At 71.4% G+C, this 26,027-nt stretch carries 18 protein-coding genes; 11 read left to right on the top strand and 7 right to left on the bottom strand.

Features of this window, described 5'->3' with window-relative positions:
* Positions 1-6: 6 nt before the first annotated feature.
* The gene (locus OG352_RS14845) at positions 7-1,581 is read left to right on the top strand and encodes a CYTH and CHAD domain-containing protein (protein ID WP_329217338.1); all 1,575 of its coding nucleotides are present in this window, start codon (positions 7-9) and stop codon (positions 1,579-1,581) included.
* Positions 1,582-1,770: 189 nt separating this feature from the next.
* Positions 1,771-3,723, top strand: coding sequence for a TIGR03960 family B12-binding radical SAM protein (locus OG352_RS14840; protein ID WP_329217336.1), 1,953 nt, complete (start codon positions 1,771-1,773; stop codon positions 3,721-3,723).
* Between the two features lie 90 nt (positions 3,724-3,813).
* On the opposite strand, the gene OG352_RS14835 is transcribed toward OG352_RS14840, so the two are convergent.
* On the bottom strand, positions 3,814-4,944 hold the full coding sequence (locus OG352_RS14835) for a hypothetical protein (protein ID WP_329217334.1): 1,131 nt from the start codon (positions 4,942-4,944) through the stop codon (positions 3,814-3,816).
* 199 nt (positions 4,945-5,143) lie between these two features.
* On the opposite strand from OG352_RS14835, the gene OG352_RS14830 reads away from it, so the two are divergent.
* The 9 genes from OG352_RS14830 to galE all read left to right on the top strand — a co-directional run bounded on the left by OG352_RS14830 (position 5,144) and on the right by galE (position 19,471).
* Positions 5,144-6,274 carry a glycosyltransferase gene (locus OG352_RS14830; RefSeq protein WP_329217332.1) on the top strand — a complete coding sequence of 377 codons (1,131 nt, stop codon included), beginning with the start codon at positions 5,144-5,146 and terminating at the stop codon, positions 6,272-6,274.
* Positions 6,275-6,335: 61 nt separating this feature from the next.
* Entirely contained in the window at positions 6,336-7,445 is a 1,110-nt protein-coding gene (locus tag OG352_RS14825; protein WP_329217330.1) for a hypothetical protein, read from the top strand.
* A 47-nt stretch (positions 7,446-7,492) separates the two neighbouring features.
* Positions 7,493-8,257, top strand: a complete 765-nt coding sequence (locus OG352_RS14820) for a TIGR03936 family radical SAM-associated protein (protein WP_329217328.1) — start codon at positions 7,493-7,495, stop codon at positions 8,255-8,257.
* Between the two features lie 276 nt (positions 8,258-8,533).
* Positions 8,534-12,688: an Rne/Rng family ribonuclease gene (locus tag OG352_RS14815; RefSeq protein ID WP_329217326.1), complete on the top strand. Its 4,155-nt coding sequence runs from the start codon at positions 8,534-8,536 to the stop codon at positions 12,686-12,688.
* A 486-nt stretch (positions 12,689-13,174) separates the two neighbouring features.
* Positions 13,175-14,290 carry a DegT/DnrJ/EryC1/StrS family aminotransferase gene (locus OG352_RS14810; protein WP_329217324.1) on the top strand — a complete coding sequence of 372 codons (1,116 nt, stop codon included), beginning with the start codon at positions 13,175-13,177 and terminating at the stop codon, positions 14,288-14,290.
* Positions 14,287-15,312, top strand: a complete 1,026-nt coding sequence (locus OG352_RS14805) for a Gfo/Idh/MocA family protein (protein ID WP_329217322.1) — start codon at positions 14,287-14,289, stop codon at positions 15,310-15,312. Before OG352_RS14810 ends, OG352_RS14805 begins: the two co-directional genes overlap by 4 nt.
* A gap of 110 nt (positions 15,313-15,422) precedes the next feature.
* Positions 15,423-17,135, top strand: a complete 1,713-nt coding sequence (locus OG352_RS14800; protein WP_329217320.1) for a glycosyltransferase family 2 protein — start codon at positions 15,423-15,425, stop codon at positions 17,133-17,135.
* Positions 17,136-17,144: 9 nt separating this feature from the next.
* Positions 17,145-18,428, top strand: coding sequence for a nucleotide sugar dehydrogenase (locus OG352_RS14795; RefSeq protein WP_329217318.1), 1,284 nt, complete (start codon positions 17,145-17,147; stop codon positions 18,426-18,428).
* 74 nt (positions 18,429-18,502) lie between these two features.
* Positions 18,503-19,471 (top strand): UDP-glucose 4-epimerase GalE, encoded by a 969-nt coding sequence (gene galE / locus OG352_RS14790; RefSeq protein WP_329217316.1) that lies wholly within the window; start codon positions 18,503-18,505, stop codon positions 19,469-19,471.
* 74 nt (positions 19,472-19,545) lie between these two features.
* Here the strand turns inward: galE and OG352_RS14785 are convergent, their stop codons facing one another.
* The 6 genes from OG352_RS14785 to OG352_RS14760 all read right to left on the bottom strand — a co-directional run bounded on the left by OG352_RS14785 (position 19,546) and on the right by OG352_RS14760 (position 25,985).
* The gene (locus OG352_RS14785; protein WP_329217313.1) at positions 19,546-21,690 is read right to left on the bottom strand and encodes a glycosyltransferase family 1 protein; all 2,145 of its coding nucleotides are present in this window, start codon (positions 21,688-21,690) and stop codon (positions 19,546-19,548) included.
* Positions 21,687-22,931 carry a glycosyltransferase gene (locus OG352_RS14780; protein WP_329223831.1) on the bottom strand — a complete coding sequence of 415 codons (1,245 nt, stop codon included), beginning with the start codon at positions 22,929-22,931 and terminating at the stop codon, positions 21,687-21,689. The genes OG352_RS14785 and OG352_RS14780 overlap by 4 nt, the downstream gene beginning before the upstream one ends.
* Positions 22,932-23,129: 198 nt before the next feature.
* Complete coding sequence (gene wecB, locus OG352_RS14775) at positions 23,130-24,233, bottom strand: non-hydrolyzing UDP-N-acetylglucosamine 2-epimerase (protein WP_329217311.1); 1,104 nt, start codon at positions 24,231-24,233, stop codon at positions 23,130-23,132.
* A gap of 311 nt (positions 24,234-24,544) precedes the next feature.
* Entirely contained in the window at positions 24,545-25,147 is a 603-nt protein-coding gene (locus tag OG352_RS14770; RefSeq protein ID WP_329217309.1) for an acyltransferase, read from the bottom strand.
* 96 nt (positions 25,148-25,243) lie between these two features.
* The gene (locus OG352_RS14765; protein WP_329217307.1) at positions 25,244-25,432 is read right to left on the bottom strand and encodes a hypothetical protein; all 189 of its coding nucleotides are present in this window, start codon (positions 25,430-25,432) and stop codon (positions 25,244-25,246) included.
* Positions 25,433-25,586: 154 nt separating this feature from the next.
* Positions 25,587-25,985 carry a hypothetical protein gene (locus OG352_RS14760; protein ID WP_329217304.1) on the bottom strand — a complete coding sequence of 133 codons (399 nt, stop codon included), beginning with the start codon at positions 25,983-25,985 and terminating at the stop codon, positions 25,587-25,589.
* Positions 25,986-26,027: the final 42 nt, after the last annotated feature.

The following is a 26,027-nucleotide window of genomic DNA, read 5'->3' as shown; positions in this document are numbered from 1 at the left end:
CGATTCATGGCGGAGACGAAACGCGAGATCGAACGCAAGTACGAATCCGATGACAGTGGGCTGCCCGACCTCACCGGCGTCGCCGGAGTCGTGTCCGTCCTGGACAAGGGCGTCGCCGAGTTGGACGCGACCTACTACGACACCTCCGACCTGCGCCTGGCCGCGGCCTCGATCACGCTGCGCCGCCGTACCGGAGGCTCCGACGCCGGCTGGCACCTGAAACTGCCGGTCAGTCCGGGCGTCCGGGACGAGATCCACGCCCCGCTCTCCGACACGATGCCCGAGGAACTCGCCGGGCTGGTCCGCGCCCGCGTGCGCGAGGGGCAGTTGGTGCCCGTGGTGCGGCTGCGCTCCAGCCGGGACGTCCGGGACCTCGTCGACGCCGAGGGCCGGCTGCTCGCCGAGGCCAGCGTGGACGCCGTACGGGCGGACCGGCTGTTCGGCGGTACGGGCAGCGCCCAGTGGACCGAGATCGAGGTGGAGCTCGCCGACGGCGGCGACCCGGCCCTCCTCGACAAGGTGGAGAAGCGGTTGCGCAAGGCGGGCGTACGGCCGTCGAAGTCGTCGTCGAAGCTGGCGCGGGCGCTGACGGAGACGGCGTCCAAGAAGAAGTCCAAGAAGAAGGGGGAGGCGAAGGGAAAAGGCCAGGGGGAGGCGAAGGGGGAGAGACCTTTCGCCGGTGACGCCGGGGCCGAGGACGGCGTCGAGGGCGGCACCGCCGGCGATCATGTGCTGGCGTACGTCCGGGCCCAGCGGGACGCGATCGTCGAGCTCGATCCGGCCGTCCGTCTGGAGGCCGAGGAGTCCGTGCACGACATGCGCGTCGCCACCCGACGGCTGCGCAGCACCTTCCGCTCCTTCCGCAAGGTTCTCGACCGGACCGTCACCGACCCGATCGCCGTCGAGCTGAAGTGGCTCGCGGGTGAGCTGGGTGTGGGCCGCGATTCGGAGGTGCTCAGCGAGCGTCTGGCGGCCGGCCTCGACGACCTGCCCCACCCCCTCGTCTCCGGTCCGGTCCGTGAACGGCTGCAGAGCTGGGCGAAGGCGCAGCATCACGGCTCGCGCCGCCGGCTGCTCGGCGTCCTGGACTCCAAGCGCTACCTGACCCTGCTCGACACCCTGGACGCCCTGGTCGCCGGCCCGCCGCTGCTGAAGGCGGCCGGGGGCAAGCCGGAGAAGGTGCTCGCCAAGGCCGTACGCAAGGACTTCGCGAAGGTGTCCGCGCTGGTCGAGGAGGCCATGCGGCAGCCGCCCGGCACCGACCGCGACCTCGGTCTGCACGAGGCCCGCAAGAAGGCCAAGCGGACCCGGTACGCCGCCGAGACGGCCAACCCGGCGCTCGGCGGCCCCGCCAAGGCCCTCACCAAGTCCATGAAGTCGCTGCAGAGCCTGCTCGGCGAGCACCAGGACAGTTTCATGGCCCGCGTCACGCTGCGCGAGCTGTCGGCCGTGGCGCACGCGGCCGGGGAGAGCGCCTTCACGTACGGCGTGCTGTACGGGCGCGAGGAGCAGCGGGCGGCGGCCGTGGAGGCGGAGCTGCCGGTGCAGTGGGAGACGACTCAGGGGGCGATGGAGGTGTGAGGACGGCGGGTCGGAGGTCGGAGGTCGGAGGACCGGGGCTGAAGGACGGCGGGTTGGAGAACAGAGGACAGAGGGCTGGAGGACAGAGTTTCGGGGCGGTCTGCGGCGGGTTTTTCGCGGGCGGGGGAGGGGCTGTGGGCGGGTTAGGCTAGATGGCCACCCCTGTCAGCTCACGAAGGTAACGCCGCGATGTCTGTCGAATCGGTCTTCCCGCAGCTCGAAGCCTTGCTCCCGCATGTGCAGAAGCCGATCCAGTACGTGGGCGGCGAGCTCAACTCCACGGTCAAGCCCTGGGAGTCCTGCGACGTCCGCTGGGCGCTCATGTACCCGGACGCGTACGAGGTCGGGCTGCCCAACCAGGGCGTCATGATCCTCTACGAGGTCCTGAACGAGCAGGAGGGCGTCCTCGCCGAGCGCACGTACAGCGTGTGGCCGGACCTGGAGGCGCTGATGCGGGAGCACGACGTCCCGCAGTTCACGGTCGACGGCCACCGTCCCGTGAAGGCCTTCGACGTGTTCGGCCTGTCCTTCTCCACGGAGCTGGGCTACACGAACATGCTGACCGCCCTCGACCTCGCCGGGATCCCCCTGGAGGCCAAGGACCGCACGATCGACGACCCGATCGTCCTGGCGGGCGGCCACGCGGCGTTCAACCCCGAGCCGGTCGCCGACTTCATCGACGCGGCGGTCATCGGCGACGGCGAGCAGGCCGTGCTGGACATGACGAAGATCATCCGCGCGTGGAAGGCGGAGGGCCGGCCCGGCGGCCGCGAGGAGGTCCTCTTCCGCCTCGCGAAGACGGGCGGGGTGTACATCCCGGCGTTCTACGACGTCGAGTACCTGGCGGACGGCCGGATCGCCCGTGTCGTACCGAACAAGTCGGGCGTGCCGTGGCGGGTGTCGAAGCACACGGTCATGGACCTGGACGAGTGGCCGTACCCCAAGCAGCCCCTCGTCCCGCTCGCCGAGACGGTCCACGAGCGCATGTCGGTGGAGATCTTCCGCGGCTGCACACGCGGCTGCCGTTTCTGCCAGGCCGGCATGATCACGCGCCCGGTGCGCGAGCGCTCCATCACGGGCATCGGCGACATGGTGGAGAAGGGCCTGAAGGCGACCGGCTTCGAGGAGGTCGGGCTGCTGTCGCTGTCGAGCGCCGACCACAGCGAGATCGGCGAGATCGCGAAGGGCCTCGCGGACCGCTACACGGAGGACAAGATCGGCCTGTCCCTCCCGTCCACCCGCGTGGACGCCTTCAACGTCGACCTGGCGAACGAGCTGACGCGCAACGGCCGCCGGTCCGGCCTGACCTTCGCGCCCGAGGGCGGCTCGGAGCGCATGCGCAGGGTCATCAACAAGATGGTCTCCGAAGAGGACCTGATCAGGACGGTCTCCACCGCGTACGGCAACGGCTGGCGGCAGGTGAAGCTGTACTTCATGTGCGGTCTGCCGACGGAGACCGACGAGGACGTCCTGCAGATCGCCGACATGGCGATGAAGGTCATCCAGAAGGGCCGTGAGGTCTCCGGCCAGGGCGACATCCGCTGCACGGTGTCGATCGGCGGCTTCGTGCCGAAGCCGCACACGCCGTTCCAGTGGGCGCCCCAGCTCTCCGCCGAGGAGACGGACGCGCGCCTCACGAAGCTCCGGGACAAGATCCGCGGCGACAAGAAGTACGGCCGCTCGATCGGCTTCCGCTACCACGACGGCAAGCCCGGCATCATCGAGGGCCTGCTGTCGCGCGGCGACCGCCGCATCGGCGCGGTCATCCGGGCCGTCTACGAGGACGGCGGCCGCTTCGACGGCTGGCGCGAGCACTTCTCCTACGACCGCTGGATCGCTTGCGCGGACAAGACGCTGCCCGCCTTCGGCGTGGACGTCGACTGGTACACGACCCGCGAGAAGACCTACGAGGAGGTCCTGCCCTGGGACCACCTGGACTCGGGCCTCGACAAGGACTGGCTCTGGGAGGACTGGCAGGACGCTCTCGACGAGACAGAGGTCGAGGACTGCCGCTGGACGCCCTGCTTCGACTGCGGGGTGTGTCCTGCCATGGACACGACCATTCAAATCGGGCCGACCGGCAAGACGCTGCTGCCGCTGACGGTGAAGCAGTCGGCGGGGAGCGCGGCGCACAGTCACTGAGGGGGCGCTCCCGTGTCGCAAGGGGTGCCCGGAGGCCGGTCGGCTGACCTCCGGGCGCCCTCTACTCGTCCTCGGGTGTTACGGGGTCCGTCACGTGCCGCCGTTGACGGCGTTCGGCGCCGGCTGCAGTGTCACCTTGGTCCACGGGATGGGGATGCCCAGGGCGTCGTTGCAGTTCAGGGTGGCCGGGTTGGTGGTGCCGACCGCGACGCAGGTGGTCTCCCAGACCTGCCCGGTGGTGGTCATGACGTCGAACTTGATGGGCTCCCCGATGTTGGCGTTGTGCCCGTTGACGGCTGCTCCGCAGACGAAGCCGACGTCACGTCCGTCGGGATCCGAGCCGCCCGCAGGGTAGTTGTCGTGGGTGCTGAGGTCGGTCCACAGGAAATTGTGGGGCGCACCGGCGGCGCGGAGGTCGTGGATGCCCGCGTAGGTACGGCCGCCGGTCAGCGCGACCCTGAGCTCGAAGGTGTTCGACTCCTGCATGGCGTCGATGTCGGAGCAGGGGCCGGTCGCTCCGGTGGCACCTGTGGCCCCGGTGACACCGTTGGTGCCTGCCGTGCCCGTGGCTCCCGTGGCCCCGGTGACACCGTTCGTGCCTGCCGTGCCCGTGGCTCCCGTGGCTCCTGTGGCCCCGGTGACACCGTTGGTGCCTGCCGTGCCCGTGGCTCCCGTGGCTCCTGTGGCCCCGGTGACACCGTTGGTGCCTGCCGTGCCCGTGGCTCCCGTGGCTCCTGTGGCCCCGGTGACACCGTTGGTGCCTGCCGTGCCCGTGGCTCCGGTGGCGCCTGTGGCCCCGGTGCCGCCCGTGGCCCCGGTCGGGCCGGTCCCGCCCGTCACGCCCTGGGTACCCGTCGCGCCCGTGCCACCCGTGGGCCCGGTCGGGCCGGTCGCGCCGGTGGCTCCCTTGTCGCCCTTCGGGCCCTTGTCGCCCTTGGGACCCTTGGGGCCGGTGGGGCCCTTCGGTCCCTTGCACTTGTCCTTGTCGCCGGACTCGATCGCCCGGGACTCGTGGTGGCCCGGCTTGCCCGGCCTGCACTTGTCGCCGGGGCTGGGGGCCTGCGCCCTCGCGTGGTCGGTGACGTTGCGCGCCGCCGCGGCGGCCGGGCTGATCACGCCGGCCGACAGGATCACGGCGAGCGAGGCCACCATGCCGGCCTGTTTGCATCGGTGCCGGGCCACGGGCCCGAGAAGTGAGTACGGTCCGAACTGAGGGCGCATCTACATGCTCCTTGCCTTGACCGGTACGGGAGGTCTCCCAACCTGAGGGCGAGCTTGACCTGACCGAACGGGGTCGAGCGAGGCGTAGAGGCCGAATGAGTATGTTTATGAACGTATCGGACTAATTGATACGTACTGTTGGGTCATTCCTCGCGTGGGATGGACGGCCCGGGATCGGGCCTGTGCCACCTTGACGACCGTGAAACAGCAGACCCTGTGCCTGTGCATGATCGTCAAGGACGAGTCGCAGGTGATCGAACGATGCCTGGAGTCCGTACGCCCCCTCATCGACTACTGGGTGATCTCTGACACCGGGTCGACGGACGGCACGCAGGAGCTGGTCCGCAAGGTGCTCGACGGCATCCCGGGCGAGCTCCACGAGGACCCCTGGGTCGACTTCGGGCACAACCGGACGCGGAACATCCGGCACGCCCGGGGCAAGGCCGACTACCTGCTCACCCTCGACGCCGACCACGTCATGCGCCAGGATGCCCCGCTGCCCCGGCTGACGGCGGGCTCGTACATGCTGCGCTACGACACCCCGGGCACCCAGCACCGCTTCAAGCACCTCATGCGCGGCGACCGGGCGTGGCGCTACGAGGGCGTCACCCACGAGTACCCGTGCACCGACGAGAGCGACCAGCAGGAGAACCTGGACGCGCTCGTCATCGAGGACCACGCGGACGGCGGCTGCCGCAGCGACAAGTTCGAGCGCGACGCCCGCCTGCTGCGGGGCGAGTTGGAGCGCGACCCCGCCAATGCGCGCACCGTCTTCTACCTCGCCAACACCGAGCGCGACCTCGGGCACGCGGACGAGGCGATCGCGCTGTACGAACGGCGGGCCGAACTGGGCGGCTGGGGCGAGGAGGTCTACTGCTCGCTCCTGGAGGCCGGGATCCTCAGAGCGGAGCAGACCGACGACTTCCCCGGCGCCCTGGACGCGTTCTCCCGCGCCTGGGAGTCCCGCCCCGCCCGCCTCGAAGCCGTCTACGAACTCGCCTCGCGACTGCGGCTGCGCAGCCGCTATCACACCGCGTACGCCCTGCTCGGCGGGGTCGTCGGCGCACCCGAGCCGGACGACCTGCTGTTCACCAGGTCCTGGGTGTACCAGTGGGGTCTGCTCTTCGAGTTCTCCATCTGCGCCTACTGGGTCGGCGACCACACGGCCGCCGTCCGGGCCTGCGACGCCCTGCTGGCGATGCCGGACCTGCCCGAGCCGATCCGCCGTCAGACCGAGACCAACCGCGAGTTCTCCGCCCCGCACGCCGAGCCCCGCAGCAGCCAGAACAGCCGGAACAGCCAGAACAGCCGGAAGAAGCGCAAGAGGTAGCACCTCCCTGACGGCTGCTCAGCAATGCATCCACCGGGGTGCCTGTAGCGTCTACGACGACATGGACCTGCAGAAACCGCCCGCCGCGCCGCCCGTGCAGCCGCCGCCCGCTCGATCGCCCGAGGGGTGTCTCGTCGTCGCGATCCGGCTGCCGGTGCGGATCGTCGTGCTCGTGCTGGTGCTGCCCGTGCGGATGGTGTGGGACGCGCTCGTCGTCGGGGGACGGTTCCTCGGGGACGCGGTGCTCCGGCCGCTCGGGCGGGGCCTGTCGTGGCTCGGGAAGGCGCTGTTCGTCCGGCCGTTGATCGGGCTGTGGCGGTACGCCGTCGTCCCTGGGGGCAGGGCGCTCGGGTGGCTGGGGCACGTGCTGCTCGTCGTGCCGGCGGTGTGGTTCTACCGGTACCTCCTGACTCCGGCCGGGCACGGCCTCGCGTGGGTGTACGCGCGCGTGCTGACGCCGGTCGGGCTCGCGGCGCTGTGGCTCCTGAGGGGGATCGGGACCGTTCTCGGGGCCGTCGGCGTCGGTGCGTACACCGGTGTGGCGTGGCTGGTGCGCTACCTCGTCGTCGTTCCGGCCGGCTGGGTCTACGCGTGGTTCCTCGCGCCGGCCGGGCGGGGGATCGCCTGGTGTGCGCGAGGGGCGTGGCTGCTCCTGGGGATGCTGGCGAGCGGGATCGGCCTCGTCCTGTACTGGACCGGCCGGATCCTCGTCGTGCTGCCCGCGCTCGCCCTGTGGCGCTGGGTGCTCGCCCCCGTCGGCCGCTTCCTCGCGGTCCTCGCGCGCGAGGTGGGGGACGCCCTCGGGCACGCCTGGCGGATCGCCGGACGGATCTCGCTCGCCGTCGGCCGGTTCCTCGGGACGCTCTTCCGGTGGATCTTCGTCGAGCCCGTGCGCTGGGTGTACCGGGCCGTCCTCACCCCGGTCGGGCACGTCGTCCGCGACGCGGTGCTGCGCCCCGCCGCCCGGGCCGCGCGCAGCGTGGGCCGCACCGCCCGGCAGGCGCTGACCGCCGCCCGGGAGACGGCCCGGCAGACCCGCGCGGACGTCCGCCGGATGCTGTTCGGGGAGCCGAAGGAGCCGGGGGAGCGGGAGGCGGTCGTCCGGCGGGAACCATCGGCGGGCGAGACACGTACTCTTGGTAGAAGTACGACCGCTCTCACGAAGGACTGACGACACTGGGCAAGCGACAGCCCGAAGGCCCGCCGCCCGCACCCGCGGTGCAGCGCATCCGACTGCGCTACACCAAGCGCGGCCGCCTCCGGTTCACCAGCCACCGTGACTTCCAGCGCGCTTTCGAGCGTGCGTTGCGCCGTGCCGAGGTGCCGATGGCGTACTCGGCGGGGTTCACACCGCACCCGAAGGTGTCGTACGCCAATGCCGCACCCACCGGCACGGGCAGTGAGGCGGAGTACCTGGAGATCGCGCTGACCGCGGCGCGTGACCCGGAGAAGCTGAGAATCCTCCTCGACGAGTCGCTGCCCGCCGGGCTCGACATCGTCGACGCGGTCGAGGTCCGGACCTCGGGGCTCGCCGACCGGCTGACGGCCTCCGTGTGGGAGCTGCGGCTTGCCGGGGTGGACCCGGCCGACGCCGACCGCGCGGTGGCCGCCTTCAACGAGGCCGACGCCGTGGAGGTCCAGCGCATGGCCAAGAACGGCGTCCGCACCTTCGACGCCAGGGCCGCGGTCGTCCACCTGGAAACGCACAGTGAACCTGCTGATAGGCCTACCGACCAGCCCTGTGCGATACTGCGGCTGGTTGTTCGGCACGTGACGCCTGCCGTACGACCCGACGACGTCCTGTCCGGTCTTCGCGCCGTGGCCGACCTGGCGCCGCCGGTCCCCGCTGCGGTGACCAGGCTGGCGCAGGGGCTGCTCGATGAAGAGACCGGCACGGTGACCGACCCGCTCGCGCCCGACCGCGAGGCAGCTCAGGCCCCCACAACGGCCGATCCCGCTGCCGCCGCGAAGGCGCCCGCGTAGGGAAGTTCCGCGAAGGGACGGATGTCGTAGCGCCGCCCTCGTACTCGGGAGCCACCTGGGTCGGGCAGCGCACCGACCAGAAGACTTTCGCCAGGCCGTACGCATTCGGCGTACGGAACCGGCGAGACAGGACACAGAGAGCTCCCGTGCGGCGCCCGCGCCCCGGACGGCGGCACCGCGCATCGCGCGAGCCGCGGACGTCAACGGCGATCGATCCCCCGTGATCGACGCCGGACCAGGCGCGGCGCCCGGGAGCCTGACGGGAGAAACGCCCGCATGCTCGAGCCAACCGAATCCACCGAATCCGTGACAGGGTCCGCGCCGGACTCCGAAGCGAACACCCCCAGCGACACCCTGCCGCCGCGTCGTCGGCGCCGTGCCGCTTCCCGGCCGGCGGGTCCGCCGGTCGCCGGCGACGCCTCGGCCGAGATCACCACGCCGGCCATACCGGCCGTGGAATCCGTCGAGGAACTGGCGGAGGAGGACATCCAGTCCGCCCAGCCCGCAGACGGCCTTGAGACCGAGGCAGCCGAACAGGCCGCTGAGGTCGCCGAAGCCGCGCCCCGTACGCGGCGCCGGGCCACCCGCCGTGCCTCCGCGCCTGCCGGTACGCCGGCCGTCGCCGAGGCCGCCGAGATCGTCGAGACGGTCGTGCCCGTGGCTGCCGCCGGGGAGATCCCGGTCGAGGACGCCGTCGAGGACGCCGCAGTCCAGGAAACCGCCGACGAGGACGCCGCTCCTCGCCGTACCCGCCGCCGGGCCACGCGTCGCGTGTCCGCGCCCGCCGGAGCCGCTCCGGCCGAGGTCGTCGAGACCGCCGCCCAGGAGGCCGCCGTCGTGGAACAGCCCGCCGCAGAGTCCGAGCCCGCGTCCGAGCCCGTCGAGGCCGCGCCCCGTGCGCGCCGCCGGGCCACCCGTCGGGCGACCGCGCCCGCCGGTGCGCCGGAGGCCGAGACGACGCCCGACGTCGCCGCCGTGACCGAAGAGGCGCCCGCCGAGGCTGCTCCCCGTGGCCGTCGTCGCGCCACGCGCCGCGTCTCCGCGCCCGCCGAGGCCGAGGCGACCGAAGTGGCGGAGGTCACCGAGCCGGCCGCCGCGGAGCCGGTCGTCGCCGCTGTCGAAGAGGTCAAGGCCCCCGAGGAGCCTGCCGCCCAGGCTGCTCAGGCTGCTCAGGCCGATGAGGACGCCGGTCCGCGGCGTGGTGGTCGGCGGCGGGTGGTCCGTCGGGCCGCCGGTGGCTTCTCCGCGCCCGAGCCGGCGAAGGGCAGCGGCGAGGACGACGCGCCGCGTCGTCCGGCGCGCCCCTCGGTCGCCGTGTTCCAGGCGCCCGTGTTCGCCGAGCCGCAGTTCCAGACGCCGCAGCGGGCCGCCGCCGAGGCCGCCGCCGCTGAGGCGGAGGTCACGGAGGTCGAGGAGCCCGAGGAGGTGCAGGAGCTTCCCGAGGAGCCGACCGGGTCGCGTTCCCGCCGCCGTCGGCGCCGGGCCGGTGGCTTCGGCGACGAGGCCGAGACCGGCCGCGCCGCGGCGCCTGCCGCGCCCGTCGCGCAGGCCGCCGTACCCGTCGTCGAGGACGAGTCGGAGACCGAGCCGGACGAGGCCGACGCCGAGGACGTCGTCGAGGGTGACGACGACGCCGAGGAGACCGGGTCGCGTCGCCGTCGCCGCCGTGGCGGCCGTCGCCGTCGCCGTGGCGATACCGCCGACGGCGAGGGCGAGTCCGGAGACGATGGCGCCGACGAGTTCGCCGCCGAGCAGACCGCGCAGGACGCCGAGGACGCCGCCGAGCAGGACGACGAGGACGAGGACGCGGAGGACGCGGCCGGTGGCTCCACCGCCGGCAGCCGTCGTCGCCGTCGTCGCCGTCGCCGTGCCGGTGACTCCTCGGGCGAGGCCGAGCAGCCGGGCGACGGCGACCCCGAGCGCACGGTCGTCAAGGTCCGCGAGCCGCGCAAGCCCGCCGAGCCGTCCGACGAGGTGCAGTCCATCAAGGGCTCCACGCGTCTGGAGGCCAAGAAGCAGCGCCGCCGGGAAGGCCGCGAGCAGGGGCGCCGGCGCGTCCCGATCATCACCGAGGCCGAGTTCCTGGCCCGGCGCGAGGCCGTCGAGCGGGTGATGGTCGTCCGCCAGAGCGGCGAGCGCACCCAGATCGGCGTCCTGGAGGACGGCGTGCTCGTCGAGCACTACGTCAACAAGGAGCAGGCGACCTCGTACGTCGGCAACGTCTACCTGGGCAAGGTCCAGAACGTGCTGCCGTCGATGGAGGCCGCGTTCATCGACATCGGGAAGGGGCGCAACGCCGTCCTGTACGCCGGTGAGGTCAACTTCGAGGCGCTCGGCATGGCCAACGGGCCGCGCCGCATCGAGGCCGCCCTGAAGTCGGGCCAGCCGGTCCTCGTCCAGGTGACGAAGGACCCGATCGGACACAAGGGCGCCCGGCTGACCAGCCAGGTCTCCCTGCCGGGCCGCTACCTCGTGTACGTGCCCGAGGGCTCGATGACCGGCATCAGCCGCAAGCTGCCCGACACCGAGCGGGCCCGGCTGAAGACGATCCTCAAGAAGATCGTCCCCGAGGACGCGGGCGTCATCGTGCGCACCGCCGCCGAGGGCGCGAGCGAGGACGAACTGCGCCGCGACGTCGAGCGGCTGCAGGGGCAGTGGGAGGAGATCCAGAAGCGGGCCAAGGGCGGCAACGCCCCGACGCTGCTGTACGGCGAGCCGGACATGACCGTCCGGGTCGTGCGCGACATCTTCAACGAGGACTTCACCAAGGTCATCGTCAGCGGTGACGAGGCCTGGTCGACGATCCACGGGTACGTCTCGCACGTCGCGCCCGACCTCGCCGACCGGCTGTCGAGGTGGACCTCCGAGGTCGACGTCTTCGCCACGTACCGGATCGACGAGCAGCTCTCCAAGGCGCTGGACCGCAAGGTCTGGCTGCCCAGCGGCGGCTCGCTGGTGATCGACCGGACCGAGGCGATGGTCGTCGTCGACGTCAACACCGGCAAGTTCACCGGCCAGGGCGGCAACCTGGAGGAGACGGTCACCAGGAACAACCTGGAGGCGGCCGAGGAGATCGTGCGCCAGCTGCGGCTGCGCGACCTCGGCGGCATCATCGTCATCGACTTCATCGACATGGTGCTGGAGTCCAACCGGGACCTGGTGCTGCGCCGCCTGCTGGAGTGCCTGGGCCGCGACCGTACGAAGCACCAGGTGGCGGAGGTGACCTCGCTGGGCCTGGTCCAGATGACCCGCAAGCGGGTGGGCCAGGGGCTGCTGGAGTCGTTCTCCGAGACCTGTGTGCACTGCAACGGGCGCGGGGTCATCGTCCACATGGAGCAGCCGACCGCCGTCGGCGGCGGTGGCAAGCGCAAGAAGCGCGGCCGCGGTGGCGACGGGCAGGCCCACGATCACGACCACGAGTTCGAGACGGGGTCGGCCGACCTCGTCGAGCCCCTCGTGAGCGTCGAGCAGGAGGCGGAGACCGAGGCCGAGGTCGCCGCCGAGGTCGCCGAGCCGGTCGCGCTCGCCGCCCCCGAGTTCACGCCCGACGAGGAGCTGTACAGCAGCATCGCCGAGGCGGAGGCCGCTGCCGGCCGTGGCCGGGGCCGCCGCCGGGCGAGCCGCAGGGCGTCCGCCCCGGCGGGTGCGCCGCGCGGCGGTGCGTCGCGCAGGTCGGGCGGCTCCGAGTCGTTCGCCGCGGCGGAGCCCGCCGAGGTGGCCGAGGCCGTCGAGGCGGTCGCCGCGCCGGCCGCCGAGCCGGTCGAGGAGACGCCCGCCGTGCAGGACGTCGTCGTCGAGGCGGCCGTCGCGCAGGCCGAGCCGGTCGCCGTCGAGGACCCGGTCGTCGAGGCTCCGGCCGTCGACGAGGCCGCGCCCAAGGGCCGTACGCGCCGTCGCGCCACCCGCAAGGTGTCCGCGCCGGCCGGTTCGCCCGCGGGAGCGGAGGCCGCCGTGGTGACGGTCGCCGAGCCGGTGGTCGTGGAGGCTGCTGTGGCGGAGGTCGCTCCGGTGGAGCAGCCCGAGGCCGGGCAGGTCGCCGAGCCCGTCGTCGAGAGTGCGGCTCCGGCCCGCCCGCGGCGTCGTGCCGTGCGCAAGGCCACCGCGCCGACCGCGTCCGAGGAGACGGCCGTCATGGTCGTCCCGTCGGCCACCGCGGAGGCCGAGGTCCCTGAGGCCGAGGCGCCCGCCGCTGAAGAGGCGGAGGCCGCTCCGGTGAAGAAGACGGCCGCCCGCAAGACGGCGAAGAAGGCCACGGCGAAGAAGGCCGCCACCACCAAGACGGCGGCGGCCAAGAAGACGGCCACGGCCGCGAAGAAGACCGTCGCCAAGAAGACGACGGCCAAGAAGGCGACGAAGTCGGTGGCGAAGAAGACGGTGGCGGCGCAGCAGAGCGCCCCGTCCGTCTCGGCCTCGGCCTCGACGGAGGACTGACGTCGGCGAGGGCTGACAGCGGTGGCGCGGGCGTCCGGTGCATGATGCATCCGGGCGCCCGCGCCCGTGTCGTACCCGACCCACACAGGCCCTCCACAGACGCCCTGTGTACTCGCGTCGCCTTGGGTTCATCGGGGCGTTACTCTGTGTCTCGCTTGTGATAGAGGGCACCCGCGCGGTGGGTTTCGCTGTGGTAACCCTAGGGAAAATCGCCTTCTCCGGGCTGGTAACGTGCACTCTGGTCCCGGTGGCCAAAGGCATGCACACCGTGACCGCAGCCGATGAGCACATCCGGTCTTGCAGCCGGACACGGCTGACTTCCCGCAAGGAACCCTCACGGGGCGGGGTCCTGTGTACAAGCCGTCCGCCCGCCCACCGGCGCCGGCGGACAACGGGGATGCGGCCGTGCTGAGCATCGACACGGTGCCTTCCCGGCCATGTATGACGTGGTGCGCCTTCGAGGTCGCCGTAGAGGAGGGGATGTCGATGACCGACGCCCATGTGTTCATTCCGGCAGCCAAACCCGTGATCGGCGAGGAGGAGATCGACGCCGCGGTGCGCGTGCTGCGCAGTGGCATGGTCGTCCAGGGTCCCGAGGTGGCAGCCTTCGAGGAGGAGTTCTCGGAGCTGGTCGACGGACGCCACTGCGTCGCGGTCAACTCCGGCACCTCCGCGCTGCACCTGTCGCTCCTCGCCCTCGGTCTCGGCCCGGGCGACGAGGTCATCGTGCCGTCGTTCTCCTTCGCCGCCTCCGCCAACGCGGTGCGGCTGGTCGGCGCCGACGTGGTCTTCGTCGACATCGACCCGGAGACGTTCTGCCTGGACCCGGCCGCCGTCGAGGCGGCCCTGTCGCCGCGCACCGCCGCGATCATGCCGGTGCACCTGTACGGCCACCCGGCCGCCATGGACAAGATCATGGAGATCGCCGGCCGGCACGGGCTCGCCGTCGTCGAGGACGCCTGCCAGGCCCACGCGGCCGCGCTGCACGGCACTCCGGTCGGCGCCTTCGGCGCGGCGGGAACCTTCAGCTTCTACCCGACGAAGAACATGCACAGCCTCGAGGGCGGCATGATCTCCACCGGCGACGCGGAGACCGCCCGCACCCTGCGCCTGCTGCGCAACCAGGGCATGGAGAAGCGCTACGCCAACGAGATCGTCGGCGTCAACGTGCGCATGACGGACGTGTCCGCCGCCATCGGCCGCGTGCAGCGCCGCAAGCTGGACGGCTGGACCGAGCAGCGCATCGCCAACGCCGCGTACCTCACCGAGCACATCACCGCGCCGAACGTGCTCACGCCGAAGGTCGCCGAGGGCGCCCGGCACATCTACCACCAGTACACGGTGCGCATCCAGGGCGACCGGGACGCCGCCATGGCCAAGCTCACCGAGGCCGGCATCGGCAACGCCGTGTACTACCCGACGCCCATCCACCGGCTGAAGCCGTACTGGGAGCCGGACCAGAAGGCCGGTCGCACCTGGGACCTGCCCGAGACGGAGCGCGCGGCCGCCGAGGTCGTGTCGCTGCCCGTGCACCCGGCCCTGTCCACGCAGGACCTGGAGCGCATCGTCACCGCCGTCAATGCTCTGGGGGAGCAGCTGTGAGCACCGGGAAGTCGCTGCGGGCGGGACTCGTCGGCCTCGGTTCCATGGGGCGTCACCACGCCCGTGTCCTGTCCGGTCTGGACGGCGTCGACCTCGTCGCCGTCGTCGACCCGATGGGCGACAAGTTCGGCGCAGCCCAGGGCGCGCCGATCCTGGACACCGTCGAGGAGCTCATCGCCCTCGGCGTGGACTACGCCGTCGTGGCCTGCCCCACGCACCTGCACGAGGAGGTCGGTCTGGCGCTCGCCGGGGCCGGCGTCTGCGCGCTGATCGAGAAGCCGGTCGCGGAGACCGTGGACGGCGCCCGCCGTCTCGTCGAGGCGTTCGAGTCGCGGGGGCTGGTGGCCGGCGTCGGTCACATCGAGCGCTGCAACCCGGCGCTGATGTCGCTGCGCACCCGGCTGGAGGCCGGCGAGCTCGGTGACGTCTACCAGGTCGTCACCCGCCGCCAGGGCCCGTTCCCGCACCGCATCGCGGACGTCGGCGTGGTCAAGGACCTCGCGACGCACGACATCGACCTCACCGGCTGGGTCACCGGCCGCCAGTACCTGTCGATCGCGGCGCACACCGTCTCCAAGAGCGGCCGGGCGCACGAGGACATGGTCTCCGCGGTGGGCCGGCTCGACGACGGCACCATGGTCAACCACCTGGTGAACTGGCTGAGCCCGCTCAAGGAGCGGTTCACCTCGGTCACCGGTGAGCGCGGCTGCTTCATCGCCGACACCCTCACCGCCGACCTCACGTTCCACTCCAACGCCGCCGTGACCACCGAGTGGGAGGCCCTTCAGGCGTTCCGCGGTGTGTCCGAGGGCGACATGATCCGCTACGCCATCCCGAAGCGCGAGCCGCTCCAGGTCGAGCACGAGCTGTTCCGGGACGCGGTGCTCGGCAAGGCCGCCGACATCTGTACCCTGCGCCAGGGGATGCGTACCGTCGAGGTGGCGGCCGCGGTGCTCGAGTCGGCGACGACCGGTCGCAGTGTGTCCCTTCAGCCGGAGGACCTGGCCGCACATGGCAGCTGAGCATCACACATCGGGGGAACGGTGCGTGCTCGGCGGGACTCCTATGTTCTGTGAGACTTTCCCCGCAGGACCCAGCCGGCCGTCGGCTGTCGGAGACCAGGAGCCGGAGAATGTGTGCTGCGCCTGACGTCAGCGTCGTCGTCGCCGTGTACAACACGATGCCGTACCTGACGGAGTGCCTGAACTCGCTGGTCGGGCAGAGCATCGGCCGTGAGCGGCTGGAGATCGTCGCCGTCGACGACGGCTCCACCGACGACAGCGGCCGCGAACTGGACCGCTTCGCCGCGCTGTACCCGGACACCGTCAAGGTGATCCACCAGCCGAACTCCGGCGGCCCGGCCGCGCCCAGCAACCGGGCGCTGGAGGCCGCCACCGGCCGCTACGTGTACTTCATCGGCGCCGACGACCACCTCGGCGAGGAAGCCCTGGAGCGCATGGTGACGGTCGCCGACAAGCACGGCTCGGACGTCGTCGTCGGCAAGATGGTCGGTACCAACGGCCGCTACGTGCACCAGGCGCTGTACAAGGAGAACGACCGGGACGTCAGCCTCTACGACTCCGCGCTGCCCTTCACGCTGGCCAACACCAAGCTGTTCCGCCGGGACCTGGTCGAGAAGTACAAGCTGCGCTTCCCCGAGCACCTGCCCGTGGGCAGCGACCAGCCGTTCACCATCGAGGCGTGCGTGCGCGCGAAGAAGATCTCGGTGGTGGCCGACTACACCTGCTACTACGCGGTCAAGCGCGGCGACGCCAGCAACATCACCTACCGCGCCGACCACCTGGCGCGGCTGCGCGCCACGGCCGAGATCATGGACTTCACGGCCGGTCTCATCGACGCGGGCCCCGAGCGCGACCACGTGCTGCGCCGGCACTTCACCTGGGAGCTCGCCAAGCTCGTCCAAGACGACTTCCCGGGCCTGGAGCGGGAGTTGCAGCGGCAGATCTGCGCGGGCGTCGCGCGGCTCGCCGACGCCTACTTCACCGACGGCATCCGTGACGCGATGGACGTCAAGCGCCGGGTGCGCATCGCGCTGGCGCAGGCCGGCGCGATCGACGAACTCGTCGAGGCGATCTCGGCGGAGTCGGCGCAGGCGGACGGGGCGACCCCGTTCGTCGTCGAGGGCGGCCGGGCCCACGCCCGCTACCCCGGCTTCCGCGACCCGCGCATCGGCCTGTCCGACCGGGTCTACGAGGTGTTCGGCGAGTCGGTCGCCGCCCCGCTGGCCCAGGGCACCCTGCTGCTCGCCTCCGACTGGGAGCAGCAGGGCGAGGCGCTCACCTACACGGTGTCCGTGCGGGTGCCGGTCCTCGGCGACATCGACGGCGCGGTGCTGCGGCTGGCCGGCAAGGCCATGCCCAAGTCGGCGGACAAGCCCGGCGCGCGCAGGCTGAAGGCGGACCACGCCCTGCCCGCGCCGGTGGGCGAGATACGGCGGGAGCCCGGTGCGGACGGCGCCTCGACGGTGCTGCACGCCCGGGTTCCGCTGGAGTACGTCACCGCGAAGCGGGGGGTGCGGGTATACCTGGACGTGGCCGGCGCCACGTACGAGGTGCCCGTGCGGGGCACGGACCTGCCCATGCCGCTGGCCCGCCGGTGGGGCCGGGAGGGGGACCCCTACCGGGCGTCGGCCATCGTGAACGACAAGGGGCGTGTCGTGATCGACACGGCCCGGATGTATCCGCCGAAGAGGGCCCTGGTCCTCCGGGCGGTGGCAGCTCCCTTCCGGAAGCTGAAGTCCCTGGCCGTCCGCGCGCGGGCGGTCGGTGTAAGGAAGTTGAAGTCCGCCGGTCTCAAGAAGCCGACCGGTTCCAAAAGGAAGTAGCGACCCTCCATGAACATCTGTGTAGTAGCACTCGGCAAGATCGGCCTGCCCTTGGCCGTGCAGTTCGCCTCCAAGGGCCACCGGGTCATCGGCGCGGACGTCAACGAGAAGGTCGTCGAGCTGGTCAACGCCGGCGTCGAGCCGTTCCCCGGCGAGCACGACCTCGACGTCAAGCTGAAGCAGGCCGTCGACGCCGGGCTGCTCAGCGCGACCACGGACACCGCGTCGGCGGTCGCCGCGTCCGAGGCCGTCGTCGTGGTCGTCCCGCTGTTCGTGGACGCCGAGGGCACCCCGGACTTCGGCTGGATGGACTCCGCGACGAAGGCGATCGCCCAGGGCCTCAAGCCCGGCACCCTCGTCTCGTACGAGACGACCCTGCCGGTCGGCACCACCCGCACCCGCTGGGCGCCGATGCTGGCCGAGGGCTCGGGCCTGACCGCGGGCGAGGACTTCCACCTGGTGTTCTCCCCGGAGCGCGTCCTCACCGGCCGGGTCTTCGCCGACCTGCGCCGCTACCCCAAGCTGGTCGGCGGCGTCGACGAGGCGTCCGCCGCCCGCGGCGTGGAGTTCTACGAGGCTGTCCTCGACTTCGACGAGCGCGCCGACCTGCCGCAGGCCAACGGCGTCTGGGACCTGGGCACCGCCGAGGCCTCCGAGCTCGCCAAGCTCGCCGAGACGACCTACCGGGACGTCAACATCGGCCTGGCGAACCAGTTCGCGCGGTTCGCCGACAGCAACGGCATCGACGTCAAGAAGGTCATCGAGGCCTGCAACTCGCAGCCCTACAGCCACATCCACCAGCCGGGCATCGCCGTCGGCGGCCACTGCATCCCGATCTACCCGCGGATGTACCTGTGGAACGACCCGGCGGCCACCGTCGTGCGCTCCGCCCGTGAGGCGAACGCCGCGATGCCCGAGTACGCCGTCGACCTGCTGGCCGCCGCCTACGGCGACCTGACCGGCGTGAACGTCCTCGTGCTGGGCGCCGCCTACCGCGGCGGCGTGAAGGAGACGGCCTTCTCGGGCGTCTTCCCGACCGTCGAGGCCCTCAAGGCGCGCGGCGCGGTCCCGTTCGTCTCGGACCCGATGTACACGGACGAGGAGCTCACCGCCCACGGCCTGGCCCCGCACGCGGGCGAGAAGGTCACCGCGGCGGTCCTGCAGGCCGACCACGCCGAGTACCGCACGCTGACCCCGGCCGACCTGCCCGACGTCACCGTCCTCGTCGACGGTCGCCGTACGACGGACCCGGAGGCCTGGAAGGGCGTCCGCCGGGTCGTCATCGGCGGCTGAGGCACTCGTACGCGAACAACCCCGTGGCCCCGCCCCGTGACCGGGTGCGGGGCCCTGGTGCAGAAAGGTTTCCCATGACCTGGCTGATCACGGGCGGTGCCGGTTTCATCGGCTCGCATGTGGTGAAGGCGATGACGGACGCCGGTGAGCGGGTCGTCGTCCTCGACGACCTGAGCACAGGCCGCGCCGAGCGGCTCCCGGACGGCGTCGTCCTGGAGGTCGGCACGGTGCTCGACGGCGACGTCGTCGCGCGGGTGCTGCGCGAGCACGGCGTGAGCGGCATCGTGCACATCGCGGGCAAGAAGCAGGTGGCCGAGTCCGTGGACCGGCCGCTGTACTACTACCGCGAGAACGTCGAGGGCATGCGGGTCCTGCTCGACGCGGCCGTCGCCGCGGGGGTCGGCCGGTTCCTGTTCTCCTCGTCCGCCGCCGTGTACGGCATGCCGGACGTCGACCTCGTCACCGAGAAGACGCCGTGCGCGCCGATCAACCCCTACGGCGAGACCAAGCTCGCCGGCGAGTGGCTGGTGGCGGCGGCCGGCGCCCGGCACGGGCTGGCGACGGCCTCGCTGCGCTACTTCAACGTGGCGGGCGCGGCCACGCCCGAGCTGGGCGACGACGGCGTCTTCAACCTCGTCCCGATGGTCTTCGAGCGCCTGGAGGCGGGTGAGGCGCCGCGGATCTTCGGCGCCGACTACGCGACGCCCGACGGCACCTGCGTGCGCGACTACATCCACGTCGAGGACATCGCGTCCGCGCACGTCGCCGCCGTCCGCCGGCTGGCCGCCGACCCGGAGGCCAGGCTGGTCCTCAACATCGGCCGCGGCGAGGGCGTTTCGGTGGCCGAGATGATCGACGTCATCCAGGACGTCACCGGCCGCGCGGACGCCGCGCCCGACGTGACCGGCCGCCGCCCGGGCGACCCGGCCCGGGTCGTGGCCTCCGCCGACCTCATCCGCGAGGAACTCGGCTGGAGCGCCCGGCGCGGGGTGCGGGAGATGGTGGAGTCCGCGTGGGCGGGGTGGCGGCTGCGGCACCCCTGAGCCACACGTGCACAGATGAGTGAGGGCCCCCGGGAACGTGTCCCGGGGGCCCTCACTCAGTGGTGCAGGTGCGGCTAGTTCTCGTCGAGGATCAGCTTCTCGAAGTGCTTCTGCACCACGGGCCAGTCCCACACCGTCAGCGCGTGCTCGGTGGCGAGCTTGCCCGCGCCCCGCCAGGACTCCTCCGTGGCCGTGACCTTGAGGATCCGCTCGGCCGCCTCGGCGGGGGAGCCCACGACCCAGTCCTCGGGGTAGAGGGTGCGGGCGCTGTTGGGCTTGCCCGCGTAGAACGGCCAGTCGCGGACGACGGGGACGGCGCCGCTGGCCGCGCCCTCCATCAGACCGACGTGGCAGCCCTCGCGCACCGAGGAGCTGAGGATCGTACCGAACTCGACGAGCTTGGACGGGACGTCGTCCGTCGCGCCGAGCCGGACCACCGCGCCGGACTCCTCCAGCGGGGCCAGCAGTTCCTCGAACTCGTTCAGGTACTGGCGGGTGGCCTGGCTGGTCTTCGGGTCCATGTCGCCGCCGACCAGGAGCAGCCGGTAGCGGTCGTCGTGCTTGCGGACCCGCTCCAGGACGTCCAGGGCCCACTTGGGGTCCTTCGCGACCTGGCTGATGCCGACCAGACCGAGGTTGAAGCGGGCCTCGGCCGGCTTCGCCCGGTTGAAGCCCGACAGGTCCATGGCGTTGTCGATGAGGTGGAACCGCGGCGCCTGCTCGCCGCGCAGCGTCGGCACCAGCGAGGCGCTCAGGTCCTTCACGTGCGGGGCGACGAACACGAGGTCGTCGACCCGGGAGAAGTCCGTCATGTGCGGCCAGCGCGTGAACGCCTCGTAGCTGTGCAGGCGCACCACGATCCGGGTGTCGCCCGGGTCGATCGCGGTGAGCATGCCGGCCGGACCCGCGGCCCACTCCAGGAAGACGGTGTCGGCCCAGTCGAGGTAGGGGCGCATCAGGCGCTCCACCTCTTCCTGGTAGTCGCTCGTGCCGTCCGCCAGGCGGTCCTTGACCATGCGCGGGGCCGCCCAGGAGATCCGCTTCAGGTGCTTGTTCGAGTCCAGGTCGAGGTAGCGCAGCTCGACGCCGGGGTAGTCGGCGAAGTGCTCCTTGACCAGGTGCAGGAAGTTGTCGTTGGCGCTCGTCGTCACCAGCAGCCGCAGCGGGCGGTCGGTGGGGGCGGGCGCGGCGGGCATCTTGCGGCCGCGGGGGCGGCTCAGCGCCTGGAACGCCTTGGAGCGGTGCAGCGGGGCCACGAAGCCCTCGGCGTCCTTGGCCAGCGGCGACGACAGCTGGTCGATGTGCAGCACCCGGTGGAAGTGCAGGAACAGGGCGCGGTTGATCGCCTCGGCCGAGTCGTCGCTCTTGCCCCGGGCGTAGAGCGCGTCGGCGTTGGCGAGCTGCGCCTCGACCGCCTTGCCGAGATGCCGGGGGCTGATGCCCTTCTTCAGCTCCTGCATGACGCCCTCGTAGTAGAGGTCCGCCCGCAGTTGGGGATCGGGGATCTTCGTGGCGGCGTCCGCGAGGGTGAGCGCGGCACCGCTGGTGCGGCCCGCCCACTGCATGCCCTCGGCGACGTACCGCGAGGTCGCGGCGCGCACCCTTATGGGCATGCCGGGCGCGGTCACCGCCGAGCGCCACAGCCGGGCGCCGACGCCGGACCGCATCAGGGGCCGCGGGGTCGCCGTCCGCACCAGTTGGGCGGGCAGACGGTCGACGCTGCGCTTCACGTCACGGGTGATCGCGTGCAGCGGCGGCAGGACGGAGGATCGGCGGACTGTGACGCCGCCCTGCGCCTTCAGCTCCTCGACGGCCTTCAGCGCGGGCGCGAGCCCGAACCTGGCCGGGGCGGAGCGGTTGTACTCGGCGAGCCGCCACACCGTGTACACGGTGGCCACGTCCAGGGCGACGAGCACGTCGGCCTTGCGGCCGTGGGAGCGCAGCCAGGAGTCGCCCTTGATCTGCGTCCAGTTGCGCAGGCCGCGCGGGGCCTTGCCGAGCCGGCGGCGGACCGCCTGGCTGCGGTGCTTGAGGGTGCGCGGCAGTTGGTGCGCACTGGCCAGCCCGACCTTGGCGAGTTCCTCGGGGAGGCCCTCGGCCTCCAGGTCGAACATGCCCGCCAGATGCACGCGCGCGCCCTGGGCGTTGAACTTGCGTACCGCGTCGGCGAGGACGCCGAGCTGCGGCCGGACGTACGCCACGAGCAGGACTTCGGTCACTTGGCGAGCTCCTCGACAAGGTTCTTGACGGCGACGGACATCAGCGCCTCACGAGTGAACTGGTCGGCGTGGGCCATCGCCTCGGCGTGCTCCTCGTCGGTCGTCTCCACCGCCATGTGGGCGGCCTTGATGAACGACTCGGTCAGGCCCGCCTCGTCGATGCCGGGGGCGCCCGTCCACAGCGGGTGGCCCCGCAGCACGTTGGAGGCGTCGTGCTCGGCGGCGTGCGCCGACACGATGGGCAGGCCGGTCGCCATGTACTCGTACACCTTGCCCGAGGTGACGAACCGGCCGCCGATGAGGATCAGCACCATGGCGTCCCAGCTCGCGTAGATCGAGGAGACCTCGGCCTTCGCGGCGGGACCGCCGAAGACGACGCCGTCGGCCTCGGCCTCCTTGAAGACCTCGGCGTGCCGGTTCGCACCGCGGGTGGCGCCGTTGCCGAGGTGGCCGCGCAGCTCGAAGCGCGCGTTCGCCAGCAGCGGCTCCTTCGCACGGGCGGCCCGCCAGGCGTTCAGCACCGTCTCCAGGTGCGGGACGGTGAAGTTGACCGTGCCGAGGTAGCCGAAGACCAGCCCTGCCTCGGGGTCCGGGTTGTGCGCCCGGCCCGGCGAGCTGTCCGCGTCGTACCCGTTGCGCACCACGTGCACCCGGCTCGCGAACTGCGGGTAGCGCTTGCGGTAGTGCTCGGCGATGGGGTCGTTGACGACCCACAGGGAGGCCGCGTTGTCGAGGATCTTCTGCTCCCAGCGACCCTCGGAGGAGTCGCGGGCGAAGGCCTCGACGCCGTCGATGACATCGATGGACCAGCCGTCGCGGAAGTCCACCGCGTACGGCACCTTCGCCTCCTCCCACAGCTTCCAGGCCGCGGCGAGGTTCACGTAGGGCACGCAGCTGGCGAGCAGCAGGTCCGCCGGGTGCTCCCGGTGGATGCGCAGCACGGCCTGCTCCAGGTCGTCGCGCCACTCGCCGAAGTTCGGCTCCGGGAACGTCTCGGTGTGGCGGCGGCGCAGCTTGGCGACCCAGCCGTTGGGATCCAGGGCACGCGCCTCGTCGAAGAGGCGGATGTCCGTCTCGAGGTCCTCGCGGGCGAGCGGCAGCTCGACGATCTTGACCTGGGGGTCGACCTGCTCCAGCAGGGAGAGGTCGATGCCCGAGTCGAGTTCCCAGGACTCCCGGGCGATGTTGACGACCGTGACGTCCCAGCCGGCCTTCACGAACTGGTTGGCGGTCTCGCGCATCCGGTACGTGGAGCTCTTGGCGGCGGGCGGGAAGCCGATGGCGAGGTAGATGACGTGCGGTCGCTTGCCTTCCGCAGGCGGCCCGGACGGGGGAGACGATGACATAGCGGTTGACGCTAGCACGCTGACATGCGCGGACCGTGGCTCTGCGCGACCGCCCGCAGGCGGCCGCCGAGGGCCCCGGTTCCGGTGCTCATGTCAGGCGGGCCGGCTGCCCCCCTTCCATTCCTCCATGAGACGGACGACGTTGTGCGCCGCGCGGCCGTCGCCGTACGGCGTGCCGGGGTCGTCGGTCGGCACGGCACGGGTCACGGTCTCGGCCCACTCCTGGGGCGACAGCGTGTGCGGGTCGGGTACGAGGACGTTCCAACCGGTGTGAACGGTTTCCACCCACTCCGTCTCCGGGCGGATGGTGGTGCAGATGCGCTCCAGCAGGAACGCCTCCTTCTGCAGACCGCCGGAGTCCGTCACCACGCCGACCGAGGCCAGCACGGCGGCGACCAGGCTCGCGTACGGCAGCGGGCGGCAGACGTGCAGGTTGCCCTGGGCCAGGTCGATGCCGTGCTCCTGGGCGCGGGCGACCAGCCGCGGGTGGGCGGCGAGGGCCACCGGCACCGGCAGCTTGGCGAGCGAGCCGACGATCGCGGCGAGCCGCTCGGGGTCGTCGGTGTTGTCCGGGCGGTGCAGGGTCGCCAGCAGGAAGGGCTTCGCCGGGTCGATGCCCTCGGGCAGCTCCGGCGCGGCGAACTCGCCGGCGCGGACCTGGTCGCGGATGCGCAGGCAGATGTCGACCATCACGTCGCCGGCCAGCCGGGTGCGGTCGGCGAGGCCCTCGCTCGCGAGGTGGCGCACGGCCTCCTCGGTGGGCGCGAGCAGCAGGTCGGCGCTGTGGTCGGTGAGGACGCGGTTGTGCTCCTCCGGCATCCGCCGGTTGAAGGAGCGCAGGCCCGCCTCCAGGTGCGCCACCGGCAGGTGCATCTTCACCGCGGACAGCGCGCCGGCGATCGTGGAGTTGGTGTCGCCGTAGACGAGCACCCAGTCGGGCTGCTCACGCTCGAGGACCGGGTCGAGCGCGGAGAGGACGGCGCCGGTCTGCACGCCGTGGCTGCCGGAGCCGACGCCCAGGTGGACGTCGGGGTCGGGGATGCCGAGTCCCGAGAAGAAGACGTCGGAGAGGTCGGCGTCGTAGTGCTGCCCGGTGTGCACGATGACGTGCTCGTGCTCGGTCTCGGCGAAGGCCGCCGCGATGGGCGCGAGCTTCACCAACTGAGGACGGGCACCGACGATGCTGATGACTTTCACAGAGCACTCTTCTTCTGGGGGCGGCGGGCTGCTGGTGCTGGGACTGGGCCTGCTGGGTAAGACGGCTGCGGTGACTGCGTCGACTACGGGAAAAGAACGGACAAGGAAATGGTAGGCAGAGCGTTGGACGCACCAGGTCCGCGCGGGGTTGCCCTGGGGCGAGCGCGTCGTGTCCATGCCGTGGTCAGCACACGGCTTTCGGGCTTCGACTCGCTCGGGTAACGATTCCGTGAACCTTGTGCCTGCACGTGTAGAAAAAGGGTCAACCCGGACAGCTCCGTAAGGGCTGCCACGCGGCTGTCACCCGACTGTCACACGGCGCGCTCGGTGAGCACCCCGTCCTTCTCCTCGTACCGGGAACCGGTCTGCGGGCACTCCCACACCCCCGGCTCGCCGTCGCGTTCGACCAGCCGCACGCCGACGTGTCCGACCCAGCCGACCCGACGGGCCGGCACGCCCACGACCAGCGCGAAGTCGGGCACGTCCTTGGTGACGACGGCGCCCGCGGCGACCATCGCCCAGCGGCCGATGGTGATCGGCGCGACGCACACCGAGCGGGCCCCGATGGACGCCCCGTCGGAGATCTTCACGCCGACGGCCTCCCAGTCGCCGCCGCGCTTCTGCTTGCCCTCGGGGTCCACGGAACGCGGGTTGTGGTCGTTGGTGAGGACCACGGCGGGGCCGATGAAGACACCGTCACCGAGCTCGGCCGGCTCGTAGACGAGCGCGTAGTTCTGCAGCTTGCAGTTGTCGCCCATCCGCACCCCGGAGCCGACGTACGCGCCACGCCCGACCACACAGCCCTCGCCGAGCCGCGCGCCTTCCCGGATCTGCGCGAGGTCCCACACACTGCTCCCGGCGCCGATCTCGGCACTCGCGTCGACCTGCGCACTGGGCTGGACCCTGTAGTTCACTTCTCCGCCTTCCGGTGTCTGGCTACGCATCGCGAGCATACGGGGAGGGGGTGCCGGCATGACGCCCGGCGACCCCTCCCTCCAGAACGGCTGTGCTCAGTGCCCGTCGGTGGTGACCTGGTTGGCCGGAATCCAGCACCCGGCGAACTCCTCCGAGGTGATCCGCACCATCGGCCGCCCGTTCACGACCGCCCTGCGGTCGAACTGGAGGGTGCGCGGCTGGGGGTACTTCAGCGTCTTGAGGGTGCCGGCGACGCCGTTGGTGAAGAAATCAGTTCCCTCCATCAGGCTGCTGAGCCGAACCGGGGTCCCTCTGCGGTTTCGGAGGGACCCCGTGAGGCATGGCGGACTTCTACCTATCTGAGGTCCGAGGCAGGCGGTGGGTGCCCCTCGGTCGCCTATCGGCCTGGATTTGCGACTTTCCTGCCGGGGCGGCAGTCTAAGTCGCGCTCGATAGAGAATAGACCTCGCCGGGATCCGGGGAATCGACAGGATTCGCCAGGAGTAGTTCGCCGGAGGGATCCCCATAGTAGTAGTTGAGGCCGGAACTCCCCAATTTTGAGGATCCGCACTGCCCTTCCTTGAAGGTCAGGGAAACCCATTTACTCCCCCCTGCGGGTACAGTGTCCACTCTCCAGGAAAACATGCACAATTCTTCGGTTTCGGATTCCTTCACCAGTGAGTTTAGCTGTAGTTGTGCCCCTGGGGAAATGGTACCCGTCCCATCCTTCTTGAAGTCGATCCAATCCCCTCCGGGATTTTTCCACAGACCGACGATCTGGCTTTCCTTGGGAACGGGGAGCTCTTCTTCACTTCCACATCCGGACACACCGGTCACGAGGGCAGTGAAGAGGGCAACGGCGAGTAGGTCCCGTCGGCT

The organism is Streptomyces sp. NBC_01485 (assembly GCF_036227125.1).
Classification (GTDB): Bacteria; Actinomycetota; Actinomycetes; order Streptomycetales; family Streptomycetaceae; genus Streptomyces.
The sequence above is the reverse complement of the archived record's forward strand: the minus strand, read 5'-3'. Positions and strand labels throughout refer to the sequence as shown.